Origin of the sequence: Acetobacter fabarum, assembly GCF_022483405.1 — a bacterium.
GTDB lineage: Bacteria > Pseudomonadota > Alphaproteobacteria > Acetobacterales > Acetobacteraceae > Acetobacter > Acetobacter fabarum.
On sequence record NZ_JAKVNI010000001.1, the window covers coordinates 1,266,192 to 1,280,320 of the forward strand.

The following is a 14,129-nucleotide window of genomic DNA, read 5'->3' on the forward strand; positions in this document are numbered from 1 at the left end:
AGAGCCTGCCACAGGGGCGGGCGGCCTTTGTGCTGTTTTATGCGTGCCTGCCGGTGCAGTGGGCGCACCGGCAGGAGGTGGTTTTTACAGGTTGGCAATAACCTTGAGCCCAATCAGGGCCGCATTGGGGATGTGGTGTGTTTCGCCCGGGTGGATCAGATACTGGAACTCAGGCTGGACCAGCACGCCATGTGTGGCGTCAATCCCGTAATACGCTTCGACCAGTTCGGAATCATTCTGGATTCCGCGAATGGTCGATCCCAGTGAGTACCCGCCATCCACGGCCAGAATTTCGCTCTCCCGGCGGCGGCGGCTGACCTTGTACCATGAATACAGCACACCAAAACGGTCTGTCAGGCGGGTGGGGATCAGCCCCACAAACGACAGGCCGCCATAAGCCTGATCCGATATGTTGACCACGTGCGGGGTGGCATGCACGTAACCTGCCATCAGGTAGCCACCGGCCATCTGGTTACGCCCGCCAAGGCGGTAGATCATCTGGTCTGCCTCCAGCCACATGGCATCGGAGGGGGCGGAGCGTGTGCCGGGCAGGGTGTCGGCAATGCGCTTGGGCAGGACCGAGCCAATCTTGTCCGCATACCGGGTGGTGTCATGCTCATATCCCAGCACGTAGTGGCCGGGCAGGCGGTTGCGGGTCAGGAACGGTGCCCAGGTGAACTCGATCGGCAGGGACAGGCCTGTTGCGTTCTCGGACCCCCATGCCCAGCCCGAGGGGTTCTCGCTCAGGGTGCTCACGGAGTAAGCGCCAACCTGTATGGCCGTATCCCGCGTGGGGCGGAAGCGTGCGCGCGCACCCCATGTGGCTTTTGGGTACACGCTCATGCCCGGTAGCTGCTTGATGGCCACAGGGGCCGAGCAGGTGACCATGAAGGAGCACAGCAGCGGAGATGTCGCGAACACATGGGTGAGCGACATACGGCCGAAAATGATGTCCAGCTTGTTGTTGAGCATCTTTTTCTCGGCGTACATGTCCACCAGATGCGCCGCGACGTTGCCCGAGAGCGTGTACACTTCCTGCAAGGCCACATAGTATTCGCCTGCGCGTACGTTCTGCGCGGCACGGCCTGCACGTTCCATAACCAGCCCATGCACGGACCAGCCGTTAAGTGCCGAGTTCATGCGGCCCAGATCAAACGTGGTCTGCAAGGTCAGCTCATGCACGTAGCTGATGCCTTTCTGGCCGGGTAACCCGCCAGATGCCAGCCCCATGGCTTCTCCCTTGTAGGAGAAGGAGAACGAAAACCCCTTGTCCCTCAGCCGGTCGCGGAAGGGCATCAGCTGCGGAATAAGGTGCCCCGTACCGGCTGTGGGCACGTAGTACGGGTCTGGCAGGTCGTAATCACGCTGGGCGTCCCAGCTTGCGGGCAGCAGGGCGGAGGGGCCTTCCCCATTGATCAGGGAGTCCAGTTCGATCTGGTGCAGCGAGTGGGGTGTTTCCGATGGCATGATCGGCATCACGCTCAAAGGTGCCAGACCGGGGGACGGCAGAATGGGCACCCCGCTTGGCGGAATGGGCGTGTTGGGCGGCCGGCGGATGGCGCTCAGGTCCGGGCCAATGGTTTCCGCATCCAGCGGGCGCAGGGACTGCGCAGGCAGGGCATGGACCTTGCTGCCGGGGTTGATGATGGTGTCGGAAATAGGCGCCACACTTGGCTGGGCCGTAAGGGCGGAGGCATGGGTGGTCTGGGCCTGTGCCACGCCAGAACCAAAAGGCGCATGCCACACGGAGGCCAGCGCAATGGCGCAGGCGGCAGTTGTGCGGGTGTGTTTTGGCCCGTGTTCGGGGGTGCCGGGGCGCTGGGTGCGGTGTATTTTTGGCATTGTTATTCCGCTTCCTCTCGCTCTTGCTGGAGGGAGTTGTCTTATGCGTGCAGGGGTTTGTTTAAGGGAGCGTGCTGCTGGGCCTGCTGTTCAGGCCGTGCGTACAACCCCATGAACCGGCAGGGCATGGGCGTAACGCCACAGCGCGCGAGGCTGGGCGGCATAAGAGCGGAGGCGGATATTCCGCCGGGCAGAATGTGCGACCATGTGACAGACCGTTATTGTTTTTGTTGTTGTCGGTCTGCCATCAGGAGCATGAACGGAAATGTCCGGTCAAGGGTGGTTTTGAAACATTATTACCCAAAACCAAACAAAATAGGTTTTTTAGTAAAAACGGAGTGCAAATTTTTGTTATAACGATAAATTTGCAACATACGCGCAGCAGCTATGCTCCACGAGCGATGTCCTGCCAGCCGCAAAGCTGTGCCCCCGCCTGCTCCAGCCCCTTGCGAAAGCCCGGAGAGCAGAGTGCCTTGAACTCGGCCTCATGCTCGTATGTGGGCATCAGTTCTGCGAGCATGGTGTTCTTGTGGGTGGCGGGGTGGAAATAGATCTCGGACACACCATCAGGCAGGTGGGCTGCCAGAGCGGCCATGCGCTCGGTGGTCATGTGCCCGCTCCAGGCCAGGCCAAAGCACCAGTCATTCGTGGCCATGCCCGCAGCATGGGCCTGATGGCGCAGCAGGGCGGTCCAGCGGCGCAGGGCGGCATCGCCCAGCGTGTCGGTATAGGTGCCTGCGGCATACAGGGGGCGGGGTGGCTCCAGAGGTACCCGCACGGCATTCAGCCCGTAGCCTTTGCCTATGCCAATCATCATTTTGCCTACGGTGGGGTGCAGGTGCATGTGCTTGTGGGCGTTGGCGTGGTCCAGCGGCAGGCCCGTGCGGCTGAAGGCTTCAAACTGGGCGGTAATTTCCGCCTCCAGTTCCCGCCGTCCTTCGGGGCGGAAGAAGTAGTCCACTCCAAGCCCTAACTGGGAGGAGGAGAACCAGCCATTATCGCGCGTAATCAGCGGCAGGCGGCTGTGGGGCAGAACCGATGGTCCTTCAATAACCACCAGATGCAGGCCAACATGAAGGGAGGGCAGGCGTTTGGCCCGTTCCACGGCATCCTGTGCAGCAGGGCCGGATACCATAAGACTGGCAGTTGAGAGAACGCCGTTGATGTGGGCCTGTTCAATGGCCTCGTTCACTTCAACCGACATGCCGAAATCATCGGCGGAAATAATGGCGCGTTTCATGGTTCTGGCAGCCCTTTGTAACCTTTGCCTGTGTCTAGCACTGGCGGGCGGGGGCTGTCATGGCTGTTCTGGGTGGGGGACTTATGCGCCATCCCCCCCCCAGCGCCATCAGTTATGCCAGATCAGGCAGCCTTGCGGCCTTTAAGGAACTGGAAGAATTCCACACCTTCGCGCAGGCGGCGCTTCATCATCTGGGGCGAACGCACCATTTCACCTACGATGGAGGCAATCTTGGGAGCGCGGAAGTAGAACTTCCTGTAGAATTCTTCCACGCTGTTGAAGATTTCGGTGTGCGACAGGTGCGGGTAGTGCAGCGGTGCAATCTGCACGCCGTTTTCGTCCAGCAGTTCGGCGTTGCTTTCGTCCAGCCAGCCGTTTTCCGTGGCTTCCTTGAACAGGGCCGTGCCGGGGTAAGGTGCCGCGAGGGAAACCTGCAACGTGTGCGGGTTGATTTCCTGTGCGAAGCGAATGGTTTCCTGAATGGTTTCCTTCGTTTCGCCCGGCAGGCCCAGAATGAAGGTGCCGTGGATCTTGATCCCCAGTTCGTGGCAGTTCTTGGTGAACTCACGCGCCACTTCAACACGCATGCCTTTTTTGATGTTGTGCAGGATCTGCTGGTTGCCGCTTTCGTAGCCGACCAGAAGCAGGCGCAGGCCGTTGTCACGCAGGACCTTGAGCGTGTCGTAGGGCACGTTGGCCTTGGCGTTGCACGACCAGGTTACACCCAGCTTGCCCAGTTCGCGGGCAATGGCTTCGGCGCGGGGCAGGTCGTCGGTAAAGGTGTCATCATCAAAGAAGAACTCCTTAACCTGCGGGAAGTACTGCATGGCCAGACGGATTTCGGCTGCCACATGCTGCGGGCTGCGGGTGCGGTAGCGGTGGCCACCCACGGTCTGCGGCCACAGGCAGAAGGTGCAGCGCGATTTGCAGCCACGGCCCGTGTAGATGGAAAGGTACGGGTGCATGAGGTAGCCGATGAAGTAATCTTCAATCCGCAGGTCACGCTTGTACACTTCGGTCACGAAGGGCAGGGCGTCCATGTCTTCGATCATGGCGCGGTCGCGGTTGGCAATAATTTCGCCATCCTTGTTGCGCCACGTAATGCCGTCCACGTCCTTGAAGTCCATGCCATCGGCAATGTCTTTGATCGTGTAATCAAATTCATTGCGGGCAACAAAGTCGATGGGCGCACCCTTGAGCAGGCTTTCTTCCGGCTGAACGGCCACCTTGGCGCCAACCATGCCAATCTTCAGGTTCGGGTTAACGTCCTTGAGCATCTGGGCCACCTGCACGTCCTTGGCAAAGGACGGGGTGGAGGTGTGCAGCACCACCAGATCGCGGTTTTTCACGTCTTCCAGAATGGGCTCCATGCCCATGTTGGCGGGGGGGGCGTCAATCAGGCGGCTGCCGGGAACCAGAGCAGCAGGCTGGGCCAGCCATGTCGGATACCAGAAAGATTTAATTTCACGGCGGGCCTGATAGCGCGAGCCTGCGCCGCCATCAAAACCATCAAAAGTTGGCGGCTGGAGAAAAAGGGTTCTCATCGTCATCGGTTTCTATCCTGACAAGGGCGTAGAACGGTGGGGTCCAACAGTAAGCTCCGGCATAAATGCTGGCTCAAGGACTTCCGTATCTGCATTTGGTTTAGGCAAATACTCTGGCGTATGGGAAGAAGGCAAGTCTTTGCATGCGTTCACTAGGGTCCGGGGGAGAGAGTCCTCACGGGTGTTGGTGCGGTATTGGGGTGGGGGGCAATGTGCATGGTCTGGCCCCGCCAGTGGACTTCCGTCCCGCTGGCACTCCCCACCATAATGGCGGCAGACAGCCAGTCCCGCAGGGGAAGCAGCAAAAGAGGCCACAGCGCGCGGGCGCCCACGGCGCGGTCAATCAGCAGCGAAGTAACCCCGCGCATGGCCCATATGCCCCAGAAGAATGGCAAACTCCATGCCGCGTGTGGCTGAAAAAGCACAACCAGCGTCGCCCAGAATAGGGGGAGCTGGATGGAGGAGGCCGCATACCCCGCTGGCGCCAGCGTGCACACCGTGCGGCCCCAGCGCAGTTCGTGCCGCAGCAGCTCGCCAAAGCTGGATTCGGCAATGGTGGTCCATGTCATGCATTCGGCAATGGCAATGTTCATGCCAGCCTGCCGTACCAGCCTGCCAAGCAGGGCATCATCGGCCACATGGGGTAAAAGGGCTTCCAGCCCGCCAATGTCATCCAGTGTCTGGCGGCGCAGCGCCATGGTGGCGCCCAGGCAGTCCTGCCGCCCCAGATAGCGCGAGAGCATGACACCGGGCAGAAAATTATGGTTGATCTGGCAGGCCGCCAGCATCTGCACAAGGGAACCACTTGCTGGCAGACCCGCGTACAGGGTGGTGACCAGCCCTGTATTGGGCTGGTGCAGGGCCGATACAATGTGTTGCAGGTAATCGGGCCGTACATGGATGTCGGAATCGGAAATAACCAGAATATCGTGCCGCGCCTTGGGCAGAATATTCATCAGGTTACTGATCTTGCGGTTCAGCCCATGCAGGGCGGGGTCCACCACAAGTTCCATGTCCAGCGAAGGATGGCGTTCCTGCAGGCGGCGTACAACGGCAATAGCGGGGTCATCCGCATCGCGCACGCCAAACAGGATCTGCATATGGGGGTAATCCTGTGTACAAAAGCTCTCCAGAGCTTCTTCCAGCAGGGGTTCGGAGCCGTACAGGGGTTTGAGCACGGTTACCGGCGGGGGGCTGCCCAGCACAACAGGTTGCCGCTCATTGCGGCGGAAACGTGCCAGCAATCCAGCCCCCAGAGAGGACTGGATACAGCCAGTAACAGAAAGAAGCGCGCTGGCAGCAGCCAGAAGAGGAAAAACCGCTACCATGCCCCGACCATCATGCGCCCCATAATGGGGGAGTGTGTCTGTTTGCGTTGCCGCACGCGCCTGTTCCTGTTCCCTTAGTCTTTGGCGTAGGCCTGAGCCTTGCGCTCAAGAACGCTGATAAGGCCAGAAACGCCACCCGAGGTCAGCGTGGAGCTGAAGTCCGAACGCTGGGCCGCAGCCTGGCTGATGCGGGCATCGCTGAGCAGCACGTCCACAATTTTCCATGACCCGCTGGCATTGTTCATGATGTAGCTGATCTCGGTCGGGGTGGAGCCATCGCTCGCGCCAAGGTCGGTAACCACCAGCTTGTTGCCGCCAACGGCCGTGTCGGTCACGGTGGGCTGGATGGTGAACTTGATGTCCGCACCCGGCTTGAAGTTGCTCACGTAGCGCGAGACGGTGTAGGCCTTGAATGCGGCCAGCAGCTTCTGCTTTTCGTCTGCATTCAGCCCGTTATAGCGCAGGCCGATGGAGGCTTTGAGCACGGCTTCCAGATCATAGGACTTGTCCACCGCTGTGGCCACGATCTGGCTGCGCTCGGCAAAGCTGCCGTGGGACTGCACGATCTGGTCCAGCGCTGTGTACAGCGTTTGCACGGGGGCAATCACTGCACTGGACGGGGCGGACTGGGCAAACGCAGCCGGGGCGGATACGCCAGCCCCAGCTACGGGAAGAAGCGCCATGCTCATGCCAAGCACGAGCCCTGCGCGGAAGGAAATACGTGCCATGCTTACGATTTTGTCCCGGTTGCACGGTTTGACAAGGTTGCTTCGAGCATGTCTCCGATGCCCGTAGCGCTCACACCCAGTGCGTTGAGAGCGGTAGCGACGATGTGGGGTGCGGAGAGCCCGGCCTCGTCATACTGCGCGTCCTGCGTGTTGTGGTCGATAAAGCGGTCGGGCAGGGTCATGGGGCGGAAGCGCACCCGGTCAAGCAGCCCGGTGCGGGCCAGATGGTGGCAGACCTGTGTGCCAAACCCACCTTCGGACCCTTCCTCAATGGTGATCAGCACCGCATGGTTGCGGGCAAGGTTTTCCACTAAAGCCGTATCAATCGGCTTGGCAAAGCGGGCATCGGCCACGGTCGGGGGCAGGCCCTGTGCCGCCAGCATGTCGGCTGCCTGCAGGCAGGCCCCAAGCCTTGGCCCGAGCGAGAGAATGGCAATGCCACCCGTCTGCGCACCGGACTGGCGCCCCATCTCGCGGATAATGCGGCCCTTGCCAATTTCCAGCACCTGCCCTTCGGCAGGCAGGTCCAGCCCAAGCCCGTTGCCGCGTGGGTAACGCAGGGCAATCGGGCCTTCATCAAACTCAGCAGCTGTGGCTGTCATGTGCAGCAGTTCCAGCTCGTCTGAAGGCGCCATGATGGTCATGCCCGGCAGGCAGCCCAGATAGGCGATGTCAAACGATCCGGCATGTGTTGCACCATCGGCCCCGACCAGCCCCGCGCGGTCAATGGCAAAGCGGACCGGCAGGTTCTGGAGCACCACATCGTGCATGACCTGGTCATACGCACGCTGGAGGAAGGTGGAGTAAATGGCGCAGAATGGGCGTAGCCCCTCGGTGGCCATGCCTGCGGCAAAGGTAACCGCGTGCTGCTCGGCAATGCCTACGTCAAAAAAGCGGTCGGGGTAGTTCTTGGCAAAAGCATCCAGCCCGGTGCCGGACGGCATGGCGGCGGTGACCGCGGTCAGGCGCTTGTCGGTCTGGGCACGGCGGACAAGTTCACGCGCAAAAACCGAGGTGTAGCTGGGCGGGCCTGCGGGGCCTTTCTTCTGCTCACCGGTAATGACGTTGAACTTGGCTACGGCGTGGTATTTGTCGCCCGCGTTTTCTGCCGGGCGGTAGCCGTGGCCTTTTTCCGTAATCACATGCAGCAGGATGGGGCCTTTATCCGTATCGCGCAGGTTGCGCAGGATATTGACCAGCTGCGGCAGGTCGTGCCCGTCTACCGGGCCAACGTAGTAAAAGCCCAGCTCCTCGAACAGTGTGCCGCCGGTAATCATGCCGCGTGCGTATTCGTCCGCCTTGCGGGCGGTGCGTTCCACCGGAGCAGGCAGCTTCTTGACGAATTTGCCCGCCAGTTCGCGCAGTTCCATGAACTTGCGCGACGACATGAGACGCGAGAGGTAGTTGGACATGGCCCCGACCGGCGGAGCAATGGACATCTCGTTATCGTTGAGGATCACGATCAGGCGTTCAGCGCCCGGCCCGGCCACTGCGGCGTTGTTCATGGCCTCATACGCCATGCCGGCAGAGATGGAGCCATCGCCGATTACCGCAATCACATTGCGTTCACGGTAGGAGGGGTCATCCTCGGCACGCAGGTGGTGTGCCACCGCCATGCCAAGCCCTGCGGAAATGGACGTGGAGGAATGGGCCGCGCCAAACGGGTCGTATTCGCTCTCGGAGCGGCGGGTAAAGCCCGACAGCCCACCCGGCTGACGCAGGGTGCGGATGCGCTCGCGCCGTCCGGTCAGAATCTTGTGCGGGTAGGCCTGATGGCCCACATCCCAGATCACCCGGTCATCGGGCGTGTCGAACACCGCGTGCAGGGCTACGGTCAGCTCCACAACACCAAGCGAGGCCCCAAGGTGCCCCCCGGTGGTGGAGACCGCGTCCACAGTTTCGGCCCGCAGTTCGTCCGCAAGCTGCTTGAGCTGCTCAACAGACAGGTTGCGCAGGTCCGCAGGAACCCGAACACGATCCAGCGCAGGAAAACGGCCAAAAGTGGGAATCGGTGACGCGGCGTTCTGGTTTTTAGAACTGTCCATGCGATTGTTTCCATCTTCTTTTTAGCGGAAAACGGCACATAACTGCCTTTTTCAGGCAGGGTATGCTGCTTCCCGGCGTGCCTTACATCGCGTTAACATGCCGACAGACATCGCGAACCAATGGGGTTTGGTTTAATGTTTTGTGAAAGAACGCAAGCACGGAAACAAAACTCGCTGCTGATTGTGTCTTTTTTGCAACAGGTAGCGAAAAAGACTTGAGCTTGACAAACGAGGCCACCTATATGCAGGCGAATACCTCATACACGCGTGGCTATACATGTTCCGCGCCTGTTGCTCCTTCTAACAGTCCACGGGTGGAGTAGCAGGCCAGGCAGGCAGCAGGTCCGGTCGCGCGCTTTATGGACATACTCAATACTGACTTGTCTTACTACCAGTCACGATACAGGCGTTAAGTGGATGCGCCAAAGCGGGGGTTTATGGCCGTACCGATAATGCAGGCCGTCAGGGTCGGCAGTTACGTTGTCAAACAGCATATTACGGGGCGCAAGCGCTATCCGCTGGTGCTCATGCTTGAGCCGCTTTTTCGCTGCAACCTGGCCTGTGCAGGCTGCGGAAAAATCGATTACCCAGCGGCTATTCTCAACCAGCGCATGACCGTGCAGGAATGTCTGGATGCGGATGCGGAAGCAGGCGCACCAGTGATTGCCGTAGCCGGCGGGGAACCGCTGCTGCACAAGGAAATGCCCGAAATCATCCGTGGGCTGATCGCGCGCAAGAAGTACGTCTACCTGTGCACGAACGCCCTGCTTCTTGAAAAGAAGATGGACGATTACGAACCATCCCCCTTCTTCTCGTGGGATGTGCATCTGGATGGCGACAAGACCATGCACGATGCCTCCGTCTGTCAGGACGGGGTGTACGAACGCGCGGTTGCCGCCATTAAAAAGGCCAAGGCGCGCGGTTTCCGCGTGTCTATCAACTGCACCGTGTTCGATGGGGCAGACCCCCAGCGTATGGCCAACTTCTTTGATGAAGTGATGGCTATGGGCGTGGACGGGATCATGACCGCACCGGGCTATGCCTACGAGCGTGCACCCGATCAGGCGCACTTCCTCAACCGGCAGAAAACCAAGCAGCTCTTCCGCGATGTGTTCCGTCTGGGCAAGGGCAAGAAGTGGCGGTTTACGCAGTCTCCGCTCTTCCTCAACTTCCTTGCCGGTAACGAGCAGTACCACTGCACGCCGTGGGGTAAGCCCCTGCGTAACGTGTTTGGCTGGCAGCGCCCGTGCTACCTGCTGGGTGAAGGCTACGCCAAGTCCTTCCGTGAGCTGATGGACGACACCAAGTGGGACGATTACGGCACCGGTAACTACGAAAAATGCGCCGACTGCATGGTGCATTCCGGTTATGAATCCACCGCTGTTATGGATGCCGTCCGCCGCCCCTGGCACATTGCCAAGGTCGCGCTGTTTGGCCCTGAAACCGAAAAGCCGATGGTGCCGGAAATCTCTCTGGCTAACCAGCGTCCGGCCCAGTACGTGTTTTCCAAGCAGGTGGAAGAGCAGATGGAAGCCATTGCGGCGCGCAAGCCCGCCAAGGCTCCCCGGGTTAAGGTCGTGCGTACCGAAGGTGCGAATGACGAGGCCCCCAAGGCTGCTGAACCTGCAGAAAGCAGTGCCGCAGACTGATTCGGCCCTGTGCGAATCGGTTAGGCGAGACAGAAAACGGCTCCTTCGGGAGCCGTTTTTTTGTGCCTGCCGTAAAAAGAATACCGATTTGGTCCGCTTTATCCGATGGGCAGGCATACACACGCTGCATGGACCTAGCCGGTAGGGAGGGTCGCATGTTCGGCGCTGGTCTCCCGCGGGATCATCCCTTATCGTGCGCGTGGGGCTTTTGTTGCGCAAAGCCCGCTACAGCATAAAGGCGTGTTGGTTTTACCCATGGCACTTTCCATTCTTGTTATTTTCTTTCTGGTTTTCCTCAACGCCGTGTTCGCCATGGGTGAACTCGCCCTTATTTCCGTGCGTAAGCCGCGTCTGGCGCAGTTGCAGGAGAGCGGTATGCGCGGTGCGGACCGGGCCATGCGGTTGGCCGAGGACCCGCAGATCTTCCTGCCCACGGTGCAGGTGGGCATGACGCTTGTCTCCATTCTGGAAGGCACGTTTGGTGGTGTGCAGATCGAGGCACACCTGACCCCCATTCTGGAACGCTTTGCCCTTCTCAAACCCTTTGCCCCGCAGCTTTCCATGGTTGTTGTGGTGGTTTTCATTACCGCCATCATGCTGGTGCTGGGGGAACTGGTGCCCAAGCAGCTTGCTCTGCGGGAGCCGGAAAAAATGGCTGCCCGTCTGGCCATGCCGCTGGAACTGCTGGCCAGGGTCACGGGCCCGGTGGTCATGCTGCTGCGGGCTTCCTCCAACATGGTTCTGCGCCTGATGGGGGCGAGTGATGCGGTCAACCAGAGCCTGACGGAAGAAGAACTCAAAGCCTACATAGCCGAAGGAGCGCGTCTGGGCGTGCTGGAGCACGAGGAGCGCAGCATGATCGAGCGGCTCCTGCGGCTGGCAGACCGGCCTGTACGGGCAATTATGACGCCCAGAAACGAACTGTGCTGGATAGACCGCCATGCCGGGCGTGAGGCACTGGTGCAGGTGCTCAAGCAGACCAGCTACGCCCGCATTGTGGTGTGCGAAGGGGGGGTGGATAACCCCGTGGGCGTTATTCTGGCCAAGGACATGCTGGACCGGGTGCTTGAGGGCATGCCTGTTTCCATTGAAGCGGGCATGCGGCCGATGGTGGTGGTGCCGGACAGCATTTCCGCGCTGGATATGCTGGAGCGTATGCGTAGCATCAGTCTGGGTATGGCCTTCGTGCTGGACGAATACGGGGCGTTTGAAGGGGTCGTGACCCCGGCGGACCTGTTTGACGCCATTGTGGGGGAAACCTCGCACGAGCAGCCCCAGTCCAGCCACCACGCGGCTAACGTGCCTGCGCCCGATGCTGTGATCAGCCTTGAAGGAACCGCCTCGGTGGATGAGATCAAGGATATGCTGGGCCTGCGCTCTTTGCCGGAGGAAGGCAGCTACCACACTCTGGGTGGCCTACTGCTGGCCCTGCTGCGGCGTGTGCCTGCGGCGGGGGATAAGGTGGCCTATGATGGCTGGTTGTTTGAGGTGCTGGAAGTGGAAGGCCGCCGTGTGGCCCGTGTGCGGGCCAGCCGTCAGGCACTTGCGGAGAACTGAGGGGAGACCCGACCGGGCACACCTCCTCCCGTTCCCCGCATGTGTGCCGGGCCGGTGTGGGGTGTGCCTGTATGGTGCCCGGCCTGTTCTGGCAGGGGAGATACAACAAAGGGGCGCTTGGCTTATGCCAGCGCCCCTTTGTTGTGCAAGCGAATGCTCAGGCCGGATTGTAAGGTGCTTACCCCACACTCCCCGAAGGGAAAGCCCCCTGAGCCTGCATTGATTTAATGCAGGGTGCTGGCCAGAGCGGTTTCATCCGCAAAGTCAGGCCATGTGCCGTGTGCCAGAGCACTCAGGGAAGGGGTGGGCAGCTTCATTTTTGCAGCATAGCGCCACAGATAGGTCAGGGTCCGGTGGACGTAGTTCCGGGTTTCCTGGTTGGGGAGCAGTTCCATGAACATGAGCGGATCATCCGAGGATGCCGCCAGATTCTCCCAGTGGGCTAGTGCGTTGGGGCCTGCATTGTAACTGGCCAGCAGGCGGATGATGTCCCCGCCCCGTGCTTCGGTATGGTTGGCCTGCTGGGTCAGCTTGGCCAGATACTGCACGTAGCGCTGCCCGATTTCCAGATTAAGGCTGGGGTCATGCAGGGCAGAGGCCGAGCGCTCAAACCTGTGGTTGGGGTTGGAGGCAGAGGCACTGGTAACAAAATCGGCCGTTATGGGGCGGATCTGCATCAGCCCATGGGCCCCTGCGCCGGATACGGCGCGGGCATCAAAGTTGGATTCCACACGGGCCAGCGCGTAAACAAGTGCCGGGTCCATGGTAAAGCCGTTGCGTGGGCGCAGTTGTGGCAGGGGAGCATCGTCCGTGCTTTGCGCGGAGGTTGCCTGGCTTTGCAGGGAATCCTCCATTTCGCGCGCAAGATCATGCAGCCCCGCCGCCCCGGCTACCAGCTGGAAGGACCGGGCGAGGGTGACGTCATGCAGGTTGGGCCATGCGCGGCGCATGGCGTTTTCCGCTATTTCCGGCTCCCCGACCTGAAGCAGGGCAAATACGCGCCGGCCAACCTCGGTATTCCCCACGGCTTCTATGTCAATTTCGGTCAGAACCGGGGCGGAGGCCGTGCTCTGGCTGTTAGCGCCCGAGCTTTCCAGCGGAGCAAAGCTGGCAAGGCCGTGGCGTTCGCTCAGCTTGTGTGGGGTGCTTGCCGCACGCAGCATGGTGTTCGCCAGAAGCCCGTAGAATGTGCGGGGGAAGGTGGCGGCATGCTGGAGCCACAGGTGCTGGCTGTGGGGGTTATTGGTTTTTTCGTGCGTCCGCGCGGCCCAGAAGGCGTTTGCGGCCCGCATTTCCGGCGTGGCGCGCGGTGCGTGGGAGGCACGTTCAAAAAACTGTCTGGCCTGCGCGTAGTCCTGCTTCTGCCACAGGGCCAGCCCGGCCACATAACCCGCCAGCGCATTGCGCCCGTGGGATACGGTGTTGGCTGTGCGGCTGATGTCCAGCGCCAGATCGGTTTCACCCGCGGCCAGCATGGCCTGTGCGGTTTCGGCCTGCAATTGGGCGGCATACGCAGGGGTCATACCCGGCGTGATGCTGATCAGGTGCAGAGCACTATGCACACCTTTAAGGCCCCATGTCGTGCGTTCACGCAAGGTGCGGTCCAGCATGGGGTTGCGGGTGAACTCCTGCAGCGGCCCTGCCGCAAGGGCGGCGTGTTCGGGGGCCAGATGCTCGGTGGAAGGGGCTGCGGGCATGGGCCCACCCCGTTCGGGCAGGGCGGCAAGCCGCGCCCATACGGCCGGAGCATCCGCGTAGGAGGTGTATTGCTTGAGCCAGTTGCGCAGCTCGGTCGCACTGGGGTGGTAGCTGGGGTTGAGGTAGCGGTTTGCCTCCACCTCACCCAGCAGCAGTGAGTCGGTCAGATGGGTGGTGCTGTTGATCGCCTCGGCAAACGCACCCATGCGCTGGAGACGGAAAACGGCACGGATGTTGGTTGCTACATCCTGTGGCAGTGGTCTGGGTAGTACAAGATCATCGCCTTCCGGAAAAGCCCGGCGCGGCAGAACCATCGCCAGCTCTTCGCTGTGCGGTTCCGCCCCGTGGTCCGGGGAACTGGCATGGGCTCTCGTCGTGGTGACGGAAGCGCTGGCCAAAAGAGCGGCTCCAGCCAAAAAGGCTTTTGCCGCGATCTGATGAGGAATTTGACCTATCGCTCGCATGGCTGGCGGGGTCTAGGCTTTTTGCGCGCAAAAA

General features: G+C 60.8%; 9 protein-coding genes. 2 read left to right on the forward strand and 7 right to left on the reverse strand.

All coding sequences use genetic code 11. The annotated features are described in order from the left end of the window. Window positions 1–84: 84 nt before the first annotated feature. The 6 genes from LKE65_RS06055 to dxs all read right to left on the reverse strand — a co-directional run bounded on the left by LKE65_RS06055 (window position 85) and on the right by dxs (window position 8,727). Window positions 85–1,842, reverse strand: a complete 1,758-nt coding sequence (locus LKE65_RS06055; protein ID WP_253530270.1) for a carbohydrate porin — start codon at window positions 1,840–1,842, stop codon at window positions 85–87. A gap of 385 nt (window positions 1,843–2,227) precedes the next feature. Then, window positions 2,228–3,082, reverse strand: coding sequence for a hopanoid biosynthesis-associated protein HpnK (hpnK, locus tag LKE65_RS06060; protein WP_278740738.1), 855 nt, complete (start codon window positions 3,080–3,082; stop codon window positions 2,228–2,230). A 122-nt stretch (window positions 3,083–3,204) separates the two neighbouring features. Next, window positions 3,205–4,632: a hopanoid biosynthesis associated radical SAM protein HpnJ gene (hpnJ, locus tag LKE65_RS06065; RefSeq protein ID WP_278740739.1), complete on the reverse strand. Its 1,428-nt coding sequence runs from the start codon at window positions 4,630–4,632 to the stop codon at window positions 3,205–3,207. 146 nt (window positions 4,633–4,778) lie between these two features. Further along, window positions 4,779–5,954 carry a bacteriohopanetetrol glucosamine biosynthesis glycosyltransferase HpnI gene (gene hpnI / locus LKE65_RS06070; RefSeq protein ID WP_086645816.1) on the reverse strand — a complete coding sequence of 392 codons (1,176 nt, stop codon included), beginning with the start codon at window positions 5,952–5,954 and terminating at the stop codon, window positions 4,779–4,781. Window positions 5,955–6,028: 74 nt separating this feature from the next. Then, complete coding sequence (locus tag LKE65_RS06075; protein WP_278740740.1) at window positions 6,029–6,682, reverse strand: ABC transporter substrate-binding protein; 654 nt, start codon at window positions 6,680–6,682, stop codon at window positions 6,029–6,031. 2 nt (window positions 6,683–6,684) lie between these two features. After that, the gene (gene dxs, locus LKE65_RS06080) at window positions 6,685–8,727 is read right to left on the reverse strand and encodes a 1-deoxy-D-xylulose-5-phosphate synthase (protein ID WP_278740741.1); all 2,043 of its coding nucleotides are present in this window, start codon (window positions 8,725–8,727) and stop codon (window positions 6,685–6,687) included. A 437-nt stretch (window positions 8,728–9,164) separates the two neighbouring features. On the opposite strand from dxs, the gene hpnH reads away from it, so the two are divergent. Both hpnH and LKE65_RS06090 read left to right on the forward strand, forming a co-directional pair. Further along, the gene (gene hpnH / locus LKE65_RS06085; protein WP_086647240.1) at window positions 9,165–10,376 is read left to right on the forward strand and encodes an adenosyl-hopene transferase HpnH; all 1,212 of its coding nucleotides are present in this window, start codon (window positions 9,165–9,167) and stop codon (window positions 10,374–10,376) included. 255 nt (window positions 10,377–10,631) lie between these two features. Continuing rightward, the gene (locus LKE65_RS06090; RefSeq protein WP_086647241.1) at window positions 10,632–11,933 is read left to right on the forward strand and encodes a hemolysin family protein; all 1,302 of its coding nucleotides are present in this window, start codon (window positions 10,632–10,634) and stop codon (window positions 11,931–11,933) included. Between the two features lie 224 nt (window positions 11,934–12,157). Here the strand turns inward: LKE65_RS06090 and LKE65_RS06095 are convergent, their stop codons facing one another. Further along, window positions 12,158–14,095: a transglycosylase SLT domain-containing protein gene (locus tag LKE65_RS06095; RefSeq protein WP_095350206.1), complete on the reverse strand. Its 1,938-nt coding sequence runs from the start codon at window positions 14,093–14,095 to the stop codon at window positions 12,158–12,160. Window positions 14,096–14,129 lie beyond the last annotated feature (34 nt).

Bases quoted from the DNA above. Each gene is read 5' to 3' on its own strand.
- LKE65_RS06090 (WP_086647241.1), top strand. From the start codon at position 10,632: ATGGCACTTTCCATTCTTGTTATTTTCTTTCTGGTTTTCCTCAACGCC.
- hpnJ (WP_278740739.1), bottom strand. From the start codon at position 4,632: ATGACGATGAGAACCCTTTTTCTCCAGCCGCCAACTTTTGATGGTTTT.
- hpnI (WP_086645816.1), bottom strand. From the start codon at position 5,954: ATGGTAGCGGTTTTTCCTCTTCTGGCTGCTGCCAGCGCGCTTCTTTCT.
- hpnK (WP_278740738.1), bottom strand. From the start codon at position 3,082: ATGAAACGCGCCATTATTTCCGCCGATGATTTCGGCATGTCGGTTGAA.
- LKE65_RS06055 (WP_253530270.1), bottom strand. From the start codon at position 1,842: ATGCCAAAAATACACCGCACCCAGCGCCCCGGCACCCCCGAACACGGG.
- hpnH (WP_086647240.1), top strand. From the start codon at position 9,165: ATGGCCGTACCGATAATGCAGGCCGTCAGGGTCGGCAGTTACGTTGTC.
- LKE65_RS06095 (WP_095350206.1), bottom strand. From the start codon at position 14,095: ATGCGAGCGATAGGTCAAATTCCTCATCAGATCGCGGCAAAAGCCTTT.
- dxs (WP_278740741.1), bottom strand. From the start codon at position 8,727: ATGGACAGTTCTAAAAACCAGAACGCCGCGTCACCGATTCCCACTTTT.
- LKE65_RS06075 (WP_278740740.1), bottom strand. From the start codon at position 6,682: ATGGCACGTATTTCCTTCCGCGCAGGGCTCGTGCTTGGCATGAGCATG.